This window comes from Kitasatospora sp. NPDC059327, from assembly GCF_042752535.1.
GTDB lineage: Bacteria > Actinomycetota > Actinomycetes > Streptomycetales > Streptomycetaceae > Kitasatospora.
Genome location: NZ_JBHYYB010000075.1, coordinates 25,369 through 43,358 on the forward strand (window position 1 = coordinate 25,369; position 17,990 = coordinate 43,358).

A 17,990-nucleotide genomic window follows, 5' to 3' on the forward strand; every position below is an offset into this window, starting at 1 on the left:
TCGTCAGTGCGCCTCGGCCTGCTCCTGCGGGTGCTGCTCGGGGACGGTGGTGCCGCCGTACCGGTTCATCTCGGTCAGGCCCGGCGTGTAGAGGTGGATGGAGACGGCGGGTTCCAGCGCGCCGTTGACCACCTCGTGCAGGTAGCCGGAGGAGAACACCCGCTGCCCGCCGGGGCGCAGCGTGCGGGCGCCCTCGCCGGCGTGCGTGAGGGAGCGCTCGATCAGCTCGCCCTGGACGACGGTCATCACCCCGGAGGACACGCCGTGGTCGTGGAAGCCGCTGCTCTGGCCGGGCAGCCAGCTGAGCAGCCAGACCTCGTAGCCGGGGCCGGTCTCCAGCCGGGCGTACCAGCGGGTGAGCGCGTCGTAGCGGACCAGCGGCTCCCAGCGGGCCCGGTCGGCGGCGATCTCGCGGACCAGCCGGGCGTGGCCGGCGACGGTGGTGGGGTGGCCGGGCAGGTCGGTGCGGGCCAGGTGCGGGAAGGCCAGCGGGTCGCCGGCGATGGAGACGTCGCTCAGGCCGTCGGCCCAGCGGCGGGCGGGTGCCGGGGGAGGGGCGGTGGGCGCCAGGCCTCGGCGGGCGAGCTTGTTGCGGTCGCGGTTCCGCTTGCGGATGCGGTTGATGCGCACGGGAGTCGTCCTCGGAGTACGGCTGCTTCGACGGGGATCAGCCGGATCCGGGATGTCCTGGGGCGGGAATCGCGGGCGGCCTCTGTGCTTCCTGGGCGGCGCGCGGTGGGACGGCGGGCGCCTAGATACAGGGACAGAGGCGACAACAGGAGTTCACGGCACGGCGGAGCGTGGAACCGCTCCGGGGGCTGGCGAACTCTGACATGGAGGAAAGGAGACCGCATCCGGCGGGGCGGTGTCAACTCCGGAGCCGGGGCATTCGGGCGGGATAGCCCATGAACTACCCAATGGGGTGATAAATCACCCTCTATGTTTCGATGGGAAGATCGCCGGGAAGGCAGGCCGATGACCGACCTGTGGCGATGACCGCTCGTCACACGGTGGCTGGTTGCGAAGGGTTCGACGGGATCCGGACGGTAAGTCCGATGTGTCCGTATATGTACACTATTCGTAACGGCTTGGTGCCGGGGAGTGAATCCTGGCCCCAATACCAGAGCTCGGCTTGACTGGGCCAGAGTGACGCAACTGTAATTTCACTCGTGTCGTCCGCCGCACGAGGCAACGGCAACCACGGGGACGCCAAATAGGGGCAGAGGAGGCGCGCCACATGAGCGAGCTCTTTGAGCTGTTGATCGGTGACGGCATCGAGGAGGAGGAAGAGGAACTCGGTTGGCAGGAGCGCGCGCTGTGCGCCCAGACCGACCCCGAGTCCTTCTTCCCGGAGAAGGGCGGCTCCACCCGCGAGGCCAAGAAGGTCTGCCTCGCCTGTGAGGTCCGTTCCGAGTGCCTGGAGTACGCCCTCGCCAACGACGAGCGGTTCGGCATCTGGGGCGGTCTCTCCGAGCGCGAGCGCCGCCGGCTCAAGAAGAGCGCGGTCTGACCGGGTCGGCCCCTGACCCCGCTGACCCTCCGACAACCGCACAGCTCGACGGGCGCCTCACCGCGACGGTGGGGCGCTTCCGTGTTCCCGGGCCCTTGCGCGGCCCGGTGCGCACAGCTCCTCCACGGCCCGCGGGCGGCGCCGCCATCCGGAGCCGTTAGTGTGGTGCGCCATCCGGTTGCCGTTCACCGGCTGTGTCCACCGAGAACTGGGGCCCGCGCACTCGATGACCGTCTACAGCCACCAGAGCGGCTTCACCGCTGCCAGGCCGCCCGCCTATCCGCGCCACCTGGTCACCGCGGTGATCGTCTCGCACGACGGGGCCCGCTGGCTGCCGCAGGCCCTCGCCGGCCTGCTCGGCCAGGACCGCCAGGTCCAGCGGGTGCTCGCCGTCGACACCGGCTCCACCGACAGCTCCCCGCAGTTGCTCGCCGACACCCTCGCCGACTGGCTCCCGGAGGGCGGCCCGATCGTCCTCGGCCGCCGCGCTGGCTTCGGCACCGCCGTCGGCGAGGCCGTCTTCAACAGCCCGCCGCTGCGCCCCGAGGACCTCCCCTACCGGCTCGACCCCTCGGGCTACGACCCGGTCACCGGCGGCTGGGACGACTTCGGCGACCCGCTGGGCCACGAGGACGACCTCGGCCGCGGCGGCCCCCGCGAGACCCAGCCGGTCGAGTGGCTCTGGCTGCTGCACGACGACTGCGAGCCGCAGACCGACGCGCTGCGCCGGCTGCTCCAGGTCGCCGACTCCACCCCCAGCGCCGCCGTCGTCGGCCCCAAGCTGCGCAGCTGGTACGACCGCCGCCAGCTGCTGGAGGTGGGCGTCACCATCGCCCGCTCCGGCCGCCGCTGGACCGGCCTCGACCGCCGCGAGCAGGACCAGGGCCAGCACGACCAGGTCCGCCCGGTGCTCGCCGTCTCCACCGCCGGCATGCTGGTTCGCCGCGACGTCTTCGAGGAGCTCGGCGGCTTCGACCGGGCCCTGCCGCTGATGCGCGACGACACCGACTTCTGCTGGCGGGTCAACGCCGCCGGCCACCGCGTCGTGGTCGCCCCCGACGCCGTGCTGCGGCACGCCGAGGCGGCCAGCCGCGAGCGCCGCGCGATCGACTGCGGCGCCTCCCACCCGCACCGGCTGGACAAGGCCGGCGCCGTCTACACCCTGCTCGCCAACTCCAAGGGCGTGCTGTTCCCCTACGTCCTGCTGCGGCTGATCCTCGGCACCCTGCTGCGGGTGGTCACCAACCTGCTCGGCAAGGACCCCAAACAGGCCTTCGACGAACTCGCCGGTCTCGGCCACGAACTGATCCGGCTGCCCCGGCTGCTCGCCGCCCGCAAACGCCGGGCCCGACAGCGCGCCGCCGACGCCCTGGACGACCGCACGCTCTTCCCGGCCCCCGGAGCCACCGCCCGGCTCGCCGTCGAAGGCGTGATCGGCTCGCTCGGCATAGGGGGCGGCGACGACTCCGGAGCCGGCCGGCACGGCTCGGTCGAGGCCGGTCCGGGGGACGAGGACTCCGAGGACCTGGTCGTCGAGCAGTTCACCCTGATCAAGAAGCTGGCCCGGCGCCCGGCGCCGGTCCTGTTCGCCGCCCTGCTGGTCTTCGCCCTGGTCGCCTGCCGCGGCCTGTTCGGCGGCGGCAGCCTCTTCGGCGGCGCCCTGCTGCCCGCCACCGACGGCGCCGGCGGCCTCTGGTCGATGTACGCGGACGCCTGGCACCCCGTCGGCACCGGTTCCACCGCGGCCGCGCCGCCGTACCTCGCGGTGCTGTCGGTGCTCTCCTGGGCGCTGTTCGACCACGCCGACCTCGCGGTCACCCTGCTGGTCGTGCTCGCGGTGCCGCTCGCCGCCGTCAGCGCCTACCTGGTCTCCCGGCCGCTGCTCGACTCCAAGCTGGTCCGCGCCTGGGCCAGCGCCACCTACGCCCTGCTGCCCGCGGCCACCGGCGCGCTCGCCCAGGGCCGGATCGGCACCGCCGTCCTCGCAGTGCTGCTGCCGCCGCTGGCCCGCGCGGCCGCGATCTCCGCCGGCCTCGGCATCCGCGCCGAGAGCGCCGCCAAGGGCGCCCGGCCCGGTTGGCGCCCGGTCTGGATGACGGTCCTGCTGCTCACCCTCGCCACCGCCTTCGTGCCGCTGGCGTGGGCACTGGCGGTGCCGCTCTGCCTGGCCATGCTCGCCGCGGCCGTGGTGCGCGGTGGGGCGTTCGGCTCCGGCGGCGCCGCGCTGCGGCTGCTCGGGCTGCGCGTGCTGGTGATCCTCGCCGTCCCGGTGCTGGTGCTCGCGCCCTGGTCGCTGCAGGTGCTCGCGCACCCCCAGCGGCTGCTGCTGGAGGCCGGTCTGCCCGGTCTGCACGGCGGCGGCGCGAGCGCGGTCGGCCTGCTCCTGGTCAACCCGGGCGGCGCCGGTGTGCCCCCGGTCTGGCTGTCGGCGGGCGTGGTGCTCGCCGCGCTGGCCGCCCTGCTGCGCGCCGACCGCCGCCGCGCGGTGCTCGCGGCCTGGGGCGCGGCCGGCGCCGGCCTGGTCTTCACCGTCGTGGTGGCGGGCACCTCGGCGACCCCCGACTCCGGCGGCCCGGCCGTTCCCGCGTGGGCCGGCCCGGCCTCGCTGCTCGCCGGCATCGCCCTGCTGGCCGCCGCCGCGATCGGCGCCGACGGCGCCAACGCCCGGGTGGCCGGCATCGCCTTCGGCTGGCGCCAGCCGGTCGCCGCCCTGGTGGTGGCCGCCGCGGTGCTCGCCCCGCTGGGCACCGGCGTCTGGTGGGCCGTGACCGGAGCCGACGGCCCGCTGCACCGGGCCCCGGCCGCCCAGGTGCCCGCGTTCATCGCCGAGGAGGCCGGCACCACCGACCGGTCCCGCACCCTGGTCGTCACCGGCGACCCGAAGGGCGGATCGGTCCGCTACACCCTGGTGCGCGGCGCCGGCCTGACGCTCGGCCAGGCCGAGTCCACCGTGGACCCGGCCACCGGCACCACCGACCGCCTGAACAAGGTGGTCGGCAGCCTGCTGGCCGGCTCCGGCGCCGACCAGGCGGTGGCCCTGTCCGGCTACGGGATCGCCTACGTCCTGGTCGACCAGCCGCTGATCGGCGCCTTCAAGGACGTCCTGGACACCACCCCGGGCCTGGTCAAGGCCAACCAGGACGGCGGCGCCGCCCTCTGGCAGGTCAACGGCACCCCGGCGACCCGCGTCCTGATCACCGCCCCCGGCGCCACCCCCGTGGTGGTCCCCTCCGGCGAGCGCGACGTCTCCACCACCGTCCCGGCCGGCCCCGAGGGCCGGGTGCTGCGCCTCGCCGAGGCGGCCGCCCCCGAGTGGCGGGCCACCCTGGACGGCAAGGCGCTGGAGGCCACCACCGTCGACGGCTGGGCACAGGGCTTCAAGCTCCCGGCCGGCGCCGGCAAGCTGGTGGTCACCCGCGAGGACGGCCTGCTGCACACCGGCTGGACCTGGGTCCAGCTGCTGCTCGGCCTGACCGTCCTGGTGCTGGCCCTGCCCGGTCGCCGCAACCACAAGGACGACGACCTGCCCGAGGAGGTGGTCGCCGCCGCCGCGCTGGCCGCCGCCGCCCAGGCGCAGGCGCCCGCTCCCGGCAGCCGCCGGGCCCGCCGGATGGCCGAACGCGGCGAGGGCGGCGAGGACGGCGGGGACGGCGACGGCGGGGTGTACGAGGGCCTGCCGGGCACGATCCCGCAGCAGCCCGTCGGTGATCCGCCGGTCCAGGCGGTCCAGGCGGCCGCGGCCGTCCAGGACGCCGAGCCGTACGCCGACCCGTACCAGACCTACCAGCAGGCCGACCCGTACAGCTACGGCGCCTACCCGGCGCAGCAGCCGGCCGCCGCACCGTACGGCGGCGGCCAGGAGTACGGCTCCGACGGCTACCAGCAGCAGGGCTACCCGCAGGGCGGGGGGCCGGGCTACGAGCAGTACCAGCAGGACCAGCAGTACGGCGGCTACGACCCCTACCAGCAGGACGGGCAGCAGCCGTGGGTGCCGGGCCAGCCGCAGGGCGAGCCCTACTACGACCCGAACGACCCCACCGACCCCAACGGGCCCGGCCGGTACCCGCACCACCACGGATCGGGGAGCTGACCCGCGATGAAGAAGCCCGCCTTCTCGAAGAAGTCCAAGGGCCCGGCCGGCGCCGGGGCGACGGACGAGGCCGCGTTCGACCCGGCCGGTCCCACCAGGACCTCCAGGACCTCCAGGACCACCAGGTCGTCCGGGTCGTCCGGGTCGTCCGGGTCGTCCGGGTCGTCCGGGTCGTCCGGAGGGACGAAGACGACCCAGTCGCTGCTGGCCGCGGCCGCCGTGCTCGCCGTGGTGTTCGGGGTCGCCTGGCAGCGCCCGCCGGCCACCCCGGCCGCCGCGGACCAGGGGGGTGCGGCGACCTCGGCGCAGGTCGAGCGGACCGCCGCGGTCTGCCCGCAGCCGCTCCAGGGTCTGACCGGCTCGACCGTCATCACCGCCTACACCCCGCCCGGCAGCGGTGGCGACGCCGCCGCCGGGGCCGGCTGGGTGGCCGACGCGGCGGCGCCCGCCACCGCGCCGACCGCGGCACCCTCGGCCGCCCCCTCGGCACCGGCGCCCGCCGCGACCGGCGCGCCCGCCGCCGACAAGGGCGGCGCGCCGGCCGACGCGCGGCTGACCCTGGCCAAGCCCGGCACCCCGGTGGTCGCCCCCGCCGCCAACAGCGACAACGCCCCCGGCGCCGGAGCGGTCGCCACCGGTGCCCTCGCGCCCGGTTTCACCGTCACCCAGACCACCACCGTCACCGAGCAGCGCGGCCTGGGCCTCTCCGGTCTCACCTGCGCCCCGGCCGGGACCGGCTTCTGGTTCGCCGGCGCCAGCACCGCGGGCGACCGCACCGACTACGTCAGCCTGGTCAACACCGAGGCCACCGCCGCCGTGGTCGACATCAAGCTGTACGGCGACAAGGGCCTGATCGACAACGACGCCGCCAACGGCATCACCGTCGCCCCCGGCAGCTCGCAGTCCGTCCTGCTGCCCACCATCAGCAAGGGCCAGGTCGCCGACCTCGCGGTGCACGTGGTGGCCCGGAGCGGCCGGGTCGGTGCCGCCCTGCACGCCGCCGACGGGAGCAAGGGCGCCGACTGGGTGCCCTCCTCGGCCGCCCCGGCGGCCACCCAGGTGCTCCCCGGACTGCCCGCCGACACCGCCGCCGCCCGCCTGGTGGTCTGGGCGCCGCCGGAGGACGACGCCGACCTGAAGATCGAGCTCTCCGGCAAGAACGGCTGGTTCACCCCGGCCGGCAACGAGTCCATCCACGTCAAGGCCGGCATGGTGGCCGCCGTCGACCTCGGCAAGGTCACCCGCGACGAGGTGGCCGGCCTGCGGCTCTCTCCCAGCGACGACAAGCACCCCACCCCGGTCGTGGCCGGCCTGCGGATCGACCGCGCCGGATCGAACGGCAAGTCCGACGCGGCGTGGCTGACCGGTACCGCCCCGGTCGGCGCCCGCGCCACGGTGGCCGACAACCGCGGCGGGGGCCCGTCGACGCTCTTCCTCACCTCCACCGGCGAGGCCGCCACGGTCCGGGTCACCGCCTCGGCCGGCACCGGCGGCGGCACCCCGACCAGCAAGGAGGTCCAGCTGCCGGCCGGTGGCACGGTGGCCCTCCCGGCCCCCGAGCCCACCGGGCTGAACGGCAGCTTCGCGCTGACCGTGGAGACCGTCTCCGGCGGACCCGTCGTGGCCGCCCGGATGCTGGCGATCACGACCAAGGACGTGCCGATGTTCACCGTCCAGGCGCTGCGCGACGACCACAGCAGCGTCAAGGTCCCGCGGGCCGCCCAGGACCAGGGCGTCGTGCTCCGCTGACGCCGCGCGGACGTGACGAAGGGGCGGTACCCGGCACCGGGTACCGCCCCTTCGTCGTGGTGTCACTCCTCGTCGTAGCGCGGGTCGATGGCGTCCGGCGAGAGCCCCAGCAGCTCCGCCACCTGCTCGATCAGGATCTCGTGCACCAGGGCCGCGCGGTCCTCCCGCGACTTCGCCCGGATCTCCACCGGCCGGCGGTACACGACGATCTGGCTCTTGCGCCCCTGCCGGCCCGGTGACACCCGCCCCAGCGGCACCCCGCCGTCCGCGTCAGATCCCTGCGCCTCGTGCAGCGGGACCTCCTGAACGGCGAACTCCACTTCGATCAACTGCGGCCAACGTCGTTCAAGACGCTCCACCGACTCGCGCACGTAGTCGTCGAACAACTCGGAGCGGGTGAGCGAGATCGGTACCTGCGGGGGCGCCAGCGGGCCGCGCAGACCCCTGCCGTGCCGGTCGCGGTGGCGCGGGCGGCGCGAAGGTCCCGTCGATGACTGCGGTACAGAGCTGTCCATATCACTGCCGAGGGTAGTCCTTGGACGGTCGGAAGTGGACCACTCCGACGGCGAATGGCCCGGGCGGCGGGTGCACGGACGGGCGCGCGGACCGCGACACGGCACGCCCTCCGGACAGGCGGTCTTCGCTCCCCGGCGAGGAGTGCGGTACCGTCCACCCTCGTGAGCTCTGTACGTCGTTGTTCGCGGACCGCGTGCGGCCGACCGGCCGTCGCGACGCTGACGTACGTCTACGCGGACTCCACCGCGGTCCTGGGCCCGCTCGCGACCTACGCCGAGCCGCACTGCTACGACCTGTGCGCCGAGCACGCCGAGCGCCTCACCGCCCCGCGCGGCTGGGAGGTCGTCCGGCTCGCCGCCGAGGCGGGCCCGCTGCGCCGCAGCAGCGACGACCTCGAAGCGCTCGCCAACGCCGTCCGCGAGGCCGCCCGCCCGCAGACCCCCCGTCAGGGCCGCGGGCCCGAGGGGGAGTCCACCGAGGCCGGCCGCCGCGGCCACCTGCGCGTGCTGCGCTCGCCCGACAACTGACGGCCGCCCCCGCCCGCACCGCGCACGGGGGCTTCGCCCGACCCCGGTACGCTGCCGGTCTACCGCCCGTCCGTCGGCGCGGTGCACCGACACAGCGTGACCCGGGGGCGGCCAGCCGCTCCCGGAAGCACATCGATCAAGCAGAGACCAGGGTGGAGCCGCAGTGCGCGACCTCAAGCAGCTCGTGAAGGCGTACGACGTTCGAGGCGTCGTCCCGGACCAGTGGGACGAGAGCCTCGCGCGCGCCTTCGGCGCCGCGTTCGTGCGGGTCACCGGAGCGTCCGCGATCGTGGTCGGCCACGACATGCGGCCGTCCTCCCCGTCGCTGAGCCGGGCCTTCGCCGAGGGCGCCGCCGCGTACGGCTCGGACGTGGTCGAGATCGGCCTCTGCTCGACCGACCAGCTGTACTACGCCAGCGGCAAGCTCGACCTGCCCGGCGCGATGTTCACCGCCAGCCACAACCCGGCGCAGTACAACGGCATCAAGCTCTGCCGGGCCGGCGCCGCGCCGGTCGGCCAGGACACCGGCCTCGCCGACATCCGCGAGCTGGTCGAGTCCTGGACCGCGCAGGACGACACCGTCACCGTGCCCGCGGTGGACGTCAAGCCCGGCGAGCTATCCGCCCAGGAGACCCTGCGCGGCTACGCCGACCACCTGCTCGGCCTGGTCGACCTGACCACGATCCGGCCGCTCAAGGTCGTCGTCGACGCCGGCAACGGGATGGGCGGCCACACCGTGCCGACCGTCTTCGACGGCCTGCCGATCGAGCTCGTCCCGATGTACTTCGAGCTGGACGGCACCTTCCCCAACCACGAGGCCAACCCGCTCGACCCGAAGAACATCGTCGACCTGCAGGCCAGGGTCCGCGAGGTCGGCGCCGACCTCGGCCTCGCCTTCGACGGCGACGCGGACCGCTGCTTCGTCGTGGACGAGCGCGGCGAGCCGGTCTCCCCGTCCGCGATCACCGCGCTGGTCGCGGTCCGCGAGGTCGCCCGGGCCAAGGCCGCCGGTGAGGACGAGCCGACCGTCATCCACAACCTGATCACCTCCTGGACCGTGCCCGAGGTGGTCCGGGAGCTCGGCGCCAAGCCGGTCCGCACCCGGGTCGGCCACTCCTTCATCAAGCAGGAGATGGCCGTCACCGACGCGGTCTTCGGCGGCGAGCACTCCGCGCACTACTACTTCCGCGACTTCTGGCGGGCCGACACCGGCATGCTGGCCGCGCTGCACGTGCTGGCCGCCCTCGGTGGGCAGGACGGCACGCTGTCCGCCCTCACCGCGGAGTACGACCGCTACGCCGCCTCCGGCGAGATCAACAGCACCGTCGCCGACCAGGCGGGCCGCTCCGCCGCCGTCCGGGCCGCGTACGCGGGCCTGGAGGGCACCACCGTGGACGAGCTGGACGGCCTCACCGTGGCCGGGCCCGACTGGTGGTTCAACCTGCGCGCCTCCAACACGGAGCCGCTGCTGCGCCTCAACGTCGAGGCCAAGGACCCGGCCAGGATGGCGGAGCTGCGCGACGGCGTGCTCGCCGTCGTCCGCGGCTGACACCAGCCCGACGCACGCCCCCCGCGGCACGCGCCTGACACACGCCGCCCGTGCCCCGGCCGGTAGGGTTTCCTCCTGGCCGGGGCACCGCCGTGCCACCCCCGAGATCTGGAGCCCGACACCCCATGAAGCTCGAATCCTTCCTGCTGGAGATCCTGGTCTGCCCGCAGTGCCGGGCCGCGCTCACCGAAGGCGGCAGCGAGGAGCACCCCGAGCTGCTCTGCACCGGTGAGGGCTGCGGCCTCGCCTACCCCGTCCGGGACGGCATTCCGGTGCTGCTGGTGGACGAGGCCCGCCGCCCGGCCTGATCCTTGGGGCCAAGACCCGCAGGGGGGCGGACCCGGACGGACCCGCCCTCGCAGCGCCCAGCCAGCAGCCGGAGGCCCGCCGCATGCTCGACGACACCCTGCTCGACGACCCGGCCGCCCTCCAGCGCGCCGACCACGACCGCGCCCTGCTGGCCCTGGCCGGGGCCGGCGCGCGCGTGCGCACCGCGCTGCGGCTCGCCGACGCGGCCGGCGTGGAGCGGCTGCGCCCCGACGGCCGCCCGCGCTCGGTACTGGTGGCGGGCCACGGCAGCGCGCTGACGGCGGGCGAGATCCTCGCCGCGCTGGCCGGCACCGCCAGCCTGGTCGCCCCGCTGCCGCCCACCGACGCCGCCCCCGTGCCGCGGACCGACCGGGCCTCGGCGCCGCCGGTGTTCACCGCCGGACTGGCCTGGCAGCTGCCCGGCTGGGCCGGACCGCTCGACCTGCTGGTGATCAGCTCCGCCGACGGCGGCGAGCAGGGCCTGGTGGCCCTCGCCGAGCAGGCCTACGCGCGCGGCTGCGCCATCGTGGTGACCGCCCCCGTCGGCAGCCGGCTGGCCGAGGCCGCCCTCCAGGTGCGCGCGCTCCCGCTGCCCTACGTGCCGTCGAACCTGCCCGACGACGGCACGCCCCCGGCCGGGCCGGCCGCCGAGCCGGACCTCCCGGCCGAGGACCCGGCCGCGCTCTGGGCGCACCTCACCCCGCTGCTCGCCCTGGCGCAGAAGCTCGGCGTCACCCAGCTGCCCTACGACGCGCCGGCCGCCACCGCCGACCTGCTGGACGAGGCCGCCGTGCGCTGCCGGCCGGACGCCGCCGCGTACACCAACCCCGCCAAGAGCCTGGCCGCCCGGCTGGCCGGTACCGTTCCGCTGCTCTGGGCCGAGGGCCCGGTGGCCGGGGCGGCGGTGGCCCGGTTCGCCGCCCAGCTCGCCGAGCGGGCCGGCCGCCCGGCGCCGGCCGGGCTGCTGCCGCAGGTGCTGACCGCGCACCGCGGCATGTTCGCCGGCCAGCTCGGCGGCGGCGCCGACCCCGACGACTTCTTCCGCGACCGGGTCGACGAGCCGGATCCGCTGCACCTGCAGGTGCTGGTGCTGCGGCACCTCCCGGCCGGGGCGGCCGCCGGCGAGGAGGACCCGGGGCCGGCCGAGGTGCCGGCCGACGACGAGCGTCCGCGCGGCTGGGCGACGACCCGGGCGCACCGGCTGGCCGCCGCCCACGACGTCCGGCTCACCGAGTACGCCAGCACCCGGCCCGACCCCCTGCACGCGCTGGCCGACCTGATCGCGCTGACCGACTTCGCCGCGGTCTACCTGGGGCTCGCGGCGCAGTCCTGAGCCGCGACACGGCGGCCCGGTACCGTATGCGCTCGACAGAACTCGACCGAGGCGGAACTCGACAGAGACGGCACTCGACAGAGCAGAGCGCGGGCCGCGTGAACGGCCCCCGGCGGAGGGATCCACCCGAGCATGAGCACCGAAGGCGGTACCAAGGCCCTGGTCGCGGCCCTCACCGCGAACCTGGGCATCGCGGTCAGCAAGTTCGTGGCCTTCGCGTTCTCCGGCTCCTCCTCGATGCTGGCCGAGGGTGTCCACTCGCTGGCCGACTCCGGCAACCAGGTGCTGCTGCTGGTCGGCGGCAAGCGCTCGCAGCGGGTGGCCACCCCCGAGCACCCGTTCGGCTACGGGCGCGAGCGTTACATCTACGCCTTCCTGGTCTCCATCGTGCTGTTCAGCGTCGGCGGCATGTTCGCCGTCTACGAGGGCTACGAGAAGATCGCCCACCCGCACGAGCTGGACAACTGGTACTGGCCGATCGGCGTGCTGGTGATGGCGATCGGCCTGGAGGCCTGGTCCTTCTTCACCGCCTACCGCGAGGCCGTCAAGGACAAGGGCACGCACGGCTGGGCCGCCTACATCCGCCGGGCCAAGGCACCGGAGCTGCCGGTCGTCCTGCTGGAGGACACCGGTGCGCTGATCGGCCTGGTGCTGGCGCTCTTCGGCGTCGGCCTGACCGTGATCACCGGGAACGGCGTCTGGGACGGCGTCGGCACCCTGGCGATCGGCCTGCTGCTGATCGTGATCGCCCTGGTGCTGGCCTCGGAGACCAGGTCGCTGCTGATCGGCGAGTCCGCCCACCAGGAGGTGGTGGCCGAGATCCGCGACGCCCTGGTCGACCACGACTCCGTCACCCGGGTGATCCACATGCGGACCCTGCACCTCGGCCCGGAGGAGCTGCTGGTCGCCGCCAAGATCGCGGTCAACGCGGAGGACACCGCGGCGCAGGTGGCGCAGGCCATCGACGCCGCCGAGGCCCGGGTCCGCCGGGCCGTCCCGATCGCCCGGGCGATCTACCTGGAGCCCGACGTGTACAGCGCCGACAAGGAGGCGCTGGGCGACGACCCCTACGCCACTCCCGGCGGACCGGTGCCGGGCGCGCACTGACCGCCGGCCTGCCGCCCGCCCGGGCCGGCAGGCCGAAAAACGGTCATACCGAGCCGCCCCAGGGGCCCGCCGGTGTAGATTCGTCACCAGAGCCAGAACGTCGCTGCTGATGGCGGTCGATCGGCGACCCGTCCCCCGTGGACGCGTGCCGGTCGAGGGAGAGAGGTCCTCCGACGGTTTGTGCTGAGCAGCAGGGAGCCGGTCCCTCCGCGGACCCGGTGGCCCCGGCGTTGCCGCGCACCCGTGCGGCCTCGGCCGTGCCGCGACGCACACCCAGGACTTTTGGCCGTGCCCCACCCCCATCAGCGAGGAGCAGACGCATGTCGACCGACATCACCGGTGACTTCAAGGTCGCCGACCTTTCCCTGGCGCCGTTCGGCCGCAAGGAGATCCAGCTGGCCGAGCACGAGATGCCCGGCCTGATGTCCATCCGCGCCGAGTACGCGGCCTCGCAGCCGCTGGCCGGTGCCCGGATCACCGGCTCGCTGCACATGACCGTGCAGACCGCCGTGCTGATCGAGACCCTCACGGCTCTCGGCGCCGAGGTCCGCTGGTGCTCCTGCAACATCTTCTCCACCCAGGACCACGCCGCCGCCGCCATCGCGGTCGGCCCGGAGGGCACCCCGGAGAACCCGCAGGGCGTGCCGGTCTTCGCCTGGAAGGGCGAGACGCTGGACGAGTACTGGTGGTGCACCGAGCAGGCGCTGACCTGGCCGAACGGCCAGACCCCGAACATGATCCTGGACGACGGCGGTGACGCCACCCTGCTGATCCACAAGGGCGTCGAGTTCGAGAAGGCCGGTGCCGCGCCGGACCCGTCGACCGCGGACAACGACGAGTTCCGGATCATCCTGGAGCTGCTCAACCGCACCCTGGTCGAGACCCCGAACAAGTGGACCGAGGTCGCCGCCACCATCAAGGGCGTGACCGAGGAGACCACCACCGGTGTCCACCGCCTGTACGAGATGCACCGTGACGGCAACCTGCTGTTCCCGGCGATCAACGTCAACGACTCGGTCACCAAGTCGAAGTTCGACAACAAGTACGGCTGCCGCCACTCGCTGATCGACGGCATCAACCGTGCCACCGACGTGCTGATCGGCGGCAAGGTCGCCGTCGTCGCCGGCTACGGCGACGTGGGCAAGGGCTGCGCCGAGTCGCTCCGCGGCCAGGGCGCCCGCGTCATCGTCACCGAGATCGACCCGATCTGCGCGCTGCAGGCGGCGATGGACGGCTACCAGGTCGCGACCCTGGAGGACGTCGTCGAGTCGGCCGACATCTTCATCACGACGACCGGCAACAAGGACATCATCATGGCCTCGCACATGGCCCGGATGAAGCACCAGGCCATCGTCGGCAACATCGGCCACTTCGACAACGAGATCGACATGGCCGGCCTGGCCCAGCTGCCGGGTGTCGTGAAGACCGAGGTCAAGCCGCAGGTCCACGAGTGGCGCAAGGAGGACGGCCGCACCATCATCGTCCTCTCCGAGGGCCGCCTGCTGAACCTGGGCAACGCGACCGGCCACCCGTCGTTCGTGATGTCCAACTCCTTCGCCAACCAGACGATCGCGCAGATCGAGCTGTTCACGAAGACCGAGCAGTACCCGATCGGCGTCTACGTGCTGCCGAAGCACCTGGACGAGAAGGTCGCCCGCCTGCACCTCGACGCGCTGGGCGTGAAGCTGACCACCCTCAGCAAGGACCAGGCCGACTACATCGGCGTCCCGGTCGAGGGCCCGTACAAGGCGGACCAGTACCGCTACTGATCCGGTGACACGGCCGTGGCCGGGCGGGCCGCGTACTCGGTGAAACCCGCTGCCCCGACTCCGTCGTACCGGCGGCGCCGCCGCCCTTCTCGTGCGGTCCCCTTCTCGTGCGGCCACCCGGACCGAACGGTGTGTGCCGGACGGTCGCGATCGTCCACGTAGGCTCTCGGGCATGCCCAACGGCCGGTACTCGCTCCACGACACCCACGACCACCTCCTGCTCGGCGAGGAGCGCTTCAGCTGCGCACCCGGGCCGGCCGGCTGGCGGTACGTCTCCAAGACGTACGGGCCCGAGGGGCAGGTGCTCGGCACGGTCGACCTGACGCTGGACTCGCGGGCCCGGCCGCTGCGGACCGAGCTGCGGGCGGGAGGCTGGCAGGTCCGCGGCGGGGCGGTCGACGGGGTGGCCTGGGTCCGCACCGACGCGGCCGACCCGGCCGGGGAGCACGCGGTGGAGGGCCACGACCGGGCACACGGGTTCGCCGGGCGCTCGCCGGCCTTCCTGGTCGCCACCGCCCGGTTGCTGCGACTGCGGGAGGGGGCGAGCGCGAAGGTGCGGCTGGTCGCCTTCACCGAGCCGGTGCTGGCGCCGCGCACCTTCGACCAGGGCTGGCTGCTGGAGGCTGTGGAGACGCACGCGACGGACTCGGGGCCACTGCTGGTCGAGCGCTACCAGGTGGCGGACCTGGAGACGGGCGAGCAGCAGGTGGTGCACCTCGCCGGGGACGTGGTGCTGGCCGCCGCGGGGGTGGAGCTGGAGGAGCTGGAGTCGCCGCCGAACGCCTGGCCCGTCGAGTTCGACGGTCGCTAGCGGGTCGGCGGGTCGGTCGTCGGTCGACCGGTCTGCGGGCCGGTCAGGCGGGCGGGGCGAATCCGGTGCCGGGGGCCGGCTGCGGGGCGGGGGCCGGCTGGGCCGGAGCCGGAGCCGGGGGCGTGGTGGGGAGTGCGGAAGCGGGGGCGGGGGCGGCCGAGGGCGCGGGGGTTCCGGGCGGCGCCGGTGCGGCGGGGGCCGGCGGGCCCGCGACCGGTGGCAGCGGCTGCGCCAGGGGATACGGCTGCGTCTGGGGGTACGGCTGCGCGAGGTGCTGCTGTCCGTAACCCTGGGCCCTGGTCCACTCCCGCCGCTGGCGCTCGGTCAGCACCGCGCCGAGGTACGCCGCCGGGTGCAGCCCGTACGGGACGGCGTGCCCGGTGCGGGCGGCGAGGTCGTCGGCGAGGCGGGCGGACATCTGGTGCGCCACCGCCGGGTCCAGCTGGCCGATCCGGCCGAGCAACTGGCGGATCGCCAACCAGAGCGGCTCCGGCACGGCGGACAGGTCCAGCGCGACCAGCTCGCCGCCGATCGCCTGCAGCAACTGCGGATGCACCGGCGGCAACGCGTTCGCCGTCCCACCGCCACCGGGCACGCGCTCGCGGACCACCAGCGTCCCCGCGAAGACGTCGCCCAGCCGCTTGCCGTCCGGGGACACCGCCGAGCAGATCGCCGCCGGCACGCCGCTCAGCACGATGATCTCGAAGAAGCCGACCAGCCCGCGCACCAACGAGTGGCGGAACCGCACCGGCCCGCCGTCGCTGCGCACCACCCGCAGGCCCAGCGCGGTCTTCCCGAGCGAGCGCCCGCGGGTGAGGGTCTCGATCATGACGGGCAGGGCCACCAGGAAGAACACCATCAGCCCGAGCATCACGGCGGCGAGGGCCGCGCCGTCGAGGTCGACGAGGGCGAAACTCAGCACCAGGGCGGACACCACCAGCGCGGCGCCCTGCACCAGCAGGTCCAGCCCGGTCGCCAGCGCCCGGCTCGGAAGCTTCGCCGTGCGCAGGCCGAGGACGACCGCCTCGCCCGTCACCAGGTCGCTCAAGACACCCGTCCGTTCCCGTCGGTGATTCATGGTCCGCGATGCGCGGGGAGGGACGGCCGTCGGATCGGCCCCCACGACCCCGTGATCTGCAGTCGTCAACATACGGGGCCGCGGACCCGCACGGGAAGGGAGGTCCCGACGGCCCGAGCCCGGTCCCTCCCTGGCATGCTGGGCCCACCTGTCCGCACCCGCCTGCCCGCGCCCCGCGCCGACCATGGAGCTGCCGCATGGACCTGGACGTCTTCGTCGCCACCCACCAGGGGGAGTGGGCACGGCTGGACGCCCTCGCCAGGAACCGCCGGCTCACCGGCGAGGAGGCGGACGAGCTGGTCACCCTCTACCAGCGCGTCACCGGCCATCTGGCCAAGGTCCAGGCCGCTGCGCCGGACCCGACGTTGGAGGGGCGGCTCACCAGCCTGGTCTCCCGGTCCCGGGACGCCGTCACGGGGACCCGCAGCAGCGGCTGGCGGGACGTCGCGCGCTACTACGCGGTGAGCTTCCCGGCCGCGCTCTACCGCTCGCGCCGGTGGTGGCTGCCGGTCGCCGTCCTCTCCCTGCTCGCCACCGCCGTGATCGCGTGGTGGGTGGCCACCCACCCGGAGGTGCGCAACAGCCTGGCCACGCCGGAGACGCTCCGCGAGATGACCAGGCCCGGAGGCCAGTACGAGGCGTACTACTCGGATCGCCCCGCGAGTTCGTTCGCGGCCCAGGTCTGGACGAACAACGCCTGGATCGCGGTGCAGTGCCTGCTGTTCGGTGTCGCGCTGGGCATTCCCGTGCTCTTCGTGCTGTGGGGCAACGTCCTCAACCTCGGACTCGGGGTCGGCCTGATGGCCTCGGCCGGCCGGCTCGACATCTTCCTCGGGCTGCTCATTCCGCACGGCCTGCTGGAACTGACCGCCGTCTTCGTCGCCGGCGGGCTGGGCCTGCGCCTCGGGTGGACGATCATCGACCCCGGTCCCCGGACCCGTGGGACCGCCCTCGCGGAACAGGGACGGAGCATCATCGGTATGGCCATCGGCCTGGCGACGGTGCTGGCGGTCTCCGGTGTCCTGGAAGCCTTCGTGACCCCCTCCGGCCTGCCCACCTGGGCCCGTATCGGCATTGGGGTGCTGGCCGAGGTCGCCTTCCTGTTCTATGCCCTGGTGCTGGGCCGCAAGGCCGCCGCAAGCGGCGAGACCGGCGATCTGGATGCCACCGATCGGGCGGACCTTCAGCCGGTCGCGGCGTGAGCCGGTGTGATCGACAGGCCTCTGACCTGCTACTCTTCTCGCATCCCGGTCAAACCATTGACGTGGCACGACTGGGCTAGTAGGTTTCAACGGTTGGGACTGGTTGGACGCCATCCGGTCCGAGGCGTTAGTGTCTACGACACCGCCGAATCAGGGTGACCGCATTTCACGAAGTGCGCGCCCTTCGACAAGGTGAACCCCCTGGAACTGAGCACACTGAAGGCTTTGATAAGCTTCGGAGCGAAGTCGAAGGAAATCCCCCCAGCGGGAATTCAGAGAAACAAGCGCCGGTAAGAACGGCCGCGAGGATCTGATAAGCTGGGAACACGAAAGAACGAAGCGCCCGGAGGGCCCGCTGGAAGGCGGTCCGAAGGAAGTGTCCGTTCCTTGAGAACTCAACAGCGTGCCAAAAGTCAACGCCAGATATGTTGACATCCCCG

The 17,990-nt window shown here is 73.8% G+C and carries 14 protein-coding genes; 11 read left to right on the plus strand and 3 right to left on the minus strand.

Features of this window, described 5'->3' with window-relative positions:
- Window positions 1–3: 3 nt before the first annotated feature.
- The gene (locus ACFXHB_RS32930) at window positions 4–519 is read right to left on the minus strand and encodes a cysteine dioxygenase (RefSeq protein ID WP_380578561.1); all 516 of its coding nucleotides are present in this window, start codon (window positions 517–519) and stop codon (window positions 4–6) included.
- Window positions 520–1,237: 718 nt separating this feature from the next.
- Here ACFXHB_RS32930 and ACFXHB_RS32935 point away from each other — a divergent pair.
- From ACFXHB_RS32935 to ACFXHB_RS32945, 3 genes are all read left to right on the plus strand, one after another.
- A complete protein-coding gene (locus ACFXHB_RS32935) occupies window positions 1,238–1,510 on the plus strand; it encodes a WhiB family transcriptional regulator (RefSeq protein ID WP_148644569.1) in 273 nt (90 codons plus the stop codon).
- Window positions 1,511–1,736: 226 nt separating this feature from the next.
- Window positions 1,737–5,600, plus strand: coding sequence for a glycosyltransferase family 2 protein (locus tag ACFXHB_RS32940; RefSeq protein ID WP_380578537.1), 3,864 nt, complete (start codon window positions 1,737–1,739; stop codon window positions 5,598–5,600).
- A gap of 6 nt (window positions 5,601–5,606) precedes the next feature.
- Entirely contained in the window at window positions 5,607–7,349 is a 1,743-nt protein-coding gene (locus ACFXHB_RS32945) for a DUF5719 family protein (protein WP_380578539.1), read from the plus strand.
- 62 nt (window positions 7,350–7,411) lie between these two features.
- Here ACFXHB_RS32945 and ACFXHB_RS32950 read toward each other — a convergent pair whose 3' ends face one another.
- Window positions 7,412–7,864: a metallopeptidase family protein gene (locus ACFXHB_RS32950; protein WP_380578541.1), complete on the minus strand. Its 453-nt coding sequence runs from the start codon at window positions 7,862–7,864 to the stop codon at window positions 7,412–7,414.
- A 162-nt stretch (window positions 7,865–8,026) separates the two neighbouring features.
- Between ACFXHB_RS32950 and ACFXHB_RS32955 the strand changes: the two genes are divergently transcribed.
- From ACFXHB_RS32955 to ACFXHB_RS32985, 7 genes are all read left to right on the plus strand, one after another.
- The gene (locus ACFXHB_RS32955; RefSeq protein ID WP_360192635.1) at window positions 8,027–8,392 is read left to right on the plus strand and encodes a DUF3499 domain-containing protein; all 366 of its coding nucleotides are present in this window, start codon (window positions 8,027–8,029) and stop codon (window positions 8,390–8,392) included.
- Between the two features lie 163 nt (window positions 8,393–8,555).
- On the plus strand, window positions 8,556–9,941 hold the full coding sequence (locus ACFXHB_RS32960) for a phosphomannomutase/phosphoglucomutase (RefSeq protein ID WP_380578543.1): 1,386 nt from the start codon (window positions 8,556–8,558) through the stop codon (window positions 9,939–9,941).
- A 125-nt stretch (window positions 9,942–10,066) separates the two neighbouring features.
- Window positions 10,067–10,249 (plus strand): Trm112 family protein, encoded by a 183-nt coding sequence (locus ACFXHB_RS32965; RefSeq protein WP_329487918.1) that lies wholly within the window; start codon window positions 10,067–10,069, stop codon window positions 10,247–10,249.
- A gap of 83 nt (window positions 10,250–10,332) precedes the next feature.
- Window positions 10,333–11,583 (plus strand): SIS domain-containing protein, encoded by a 1,251-nt coding sequence (locus ACFXHB_RS32970; protein WP_380578545.1) that lies wholly within the window; start codon window positions 10,333–10,335, stop codon window positions 11,581–11,583.
- Window positions 11,584–11,715: 132 nt separating this feature from the next.
- Window positions 11,716–12,690, plus strand: coding sequence for a cation diffusion facilitator family transporter (locus ACFXHB_RS32975; protein ID WP_380578547.1), 975 nt, complete (start codon window positions 11,716–11,718; stop codon window positions 12,688–12,690).
- A 320-nt stretch (window positions 12,691–13,010) separates the two neighbouring features.
- On the plus strand, window positions 13,011–14,459 hold the full coding sequence (gene ahcY / locus ACFXHB_RS32980) for an adenosylhomocysteinase (RefSeq protein ID WP_380578550.1): 1,449 nt from the start codon (window positions 13,011–13,013) through the stop codon (window positions 14,457–14,459).
- A gap of 172 nt (window positions 14,460–14,631) precedes the next feature.
- Window positions 14,632–15,270, plus strand: a complete 639-nt coding sequence (locus ACFXHB_RS32985; protein WP_380578552.1) for a hypothetical protein — start codon at window positions 14,632–14,634, stop codon at window positions 15,268–15,270.
- 43 nt (window positions 15,271–15,313) lie between these two features.
- Here the strand turns inward: ACFXHB_RS32985 and ACFXHB_RS32990 are convergent, their stop codons facing one another.
- On the minus strand, window positions 15,314–16,318 hold the full coding sequence (locus tag ACFXHB_RS32990; protein WP_380578556.1) for an RDD family protein: 1,005 nt from the start codon (window positions 16,316–16,318) through the stop codon (window positions 15,314–15,316).
- Window positions 16,319–16,545: 227 nt separating this feature from the next.
- Here ACFXHB_RS32990 and ACFXHB_RS32995 point away from each other — a divergent pair, with 227 nt between their 5' ends.
- Window positions 16,546–17,550, plus strand: a complete 1,005-nt coding sequence (locus tag ACFXHB_RS32995; protein ID WP_380578558.1) for a stage II sporulation protein M — start codon at window positions 16,546–16,548, stop codon at window positions 17,548–17,550.
- Window positions 17,551–17,990 lie beyond the last annotated feature (440 nt).

Bases quoted from the DNA above. Each gene is read 5' to 3' on its own strand.
- ACFXHB_RS32945 (WP_380578539.1), top strand. From the start codon at position 5,607: ATGAAGAAGCCCGCCTTCTCGAAGAAGTCCAAGGGCCCGGCCGGCGCC.
- ACFXHB_RS32985 (WP_380578552.1), top strand. From the start codon at position 14,632: ATGCCCAACGGCCGGTACTCGCTCCACGACACCCACGACCACCTCCTG.
- ACFXHB_RS32935 (WP_148644569.1), top strand. From the start codon at position 1,238: ATGAGCGAGCTCTTTGAGCTGTTGATCGGTGACGGCATCGAGGAGGAG.
- ACFXHB_RS32950 (WP_380578541.1), bottom strand. From the start codon at position 7,864: ATGGACAGCTCTGTACCGCAGTCATCGACGGGACCTTCGCGCCGCCCG.
- ACFXHB_RS32975 (WP_380578547.1), top strand. From the start codon at position 11,716: ATGAGCACCGAAGGCGGTACCAAGGCCCTGGTCGCGGCCCTCACCGCG.
- ahcY (WP_380578550.1), top strand. From the start codon at position 13,011: ATGTCGACCGACATCACCGGTGACTTCAAGGTCGCCGACCTTTCCCTG.
- ACFXHB_RS32965 (WP_329487918.1), top strand. From the start codon at position 10,067: ATGAAGCTCGAATCCTTCCTGCTGGAGATCCTGGTCTGCCCGCAGTGC.
- ACFXHB_RS32995 (WP_380578558.1), top strand. From the start codon at position 16,546: ATGGACCTGGACGTCTTCGTCGCCACCCACCAGGGGGAGTGGGCACGG.
- ACFXHB_RS32940 (WP_380578537.1), top strand. From the start codon at position 1,737: ATGACCGTCTACAGCCACCAGAGCGGCTTCACCGCTGCCAGGCCGCCC.
- ACFXHB_RS32970 (WP_380578545.1), top strand. From the start codon at position 10,333: ATGCTCGACGACACCCTGCTCGACGACCCGGCCGCCCTCCAGCGCGCC.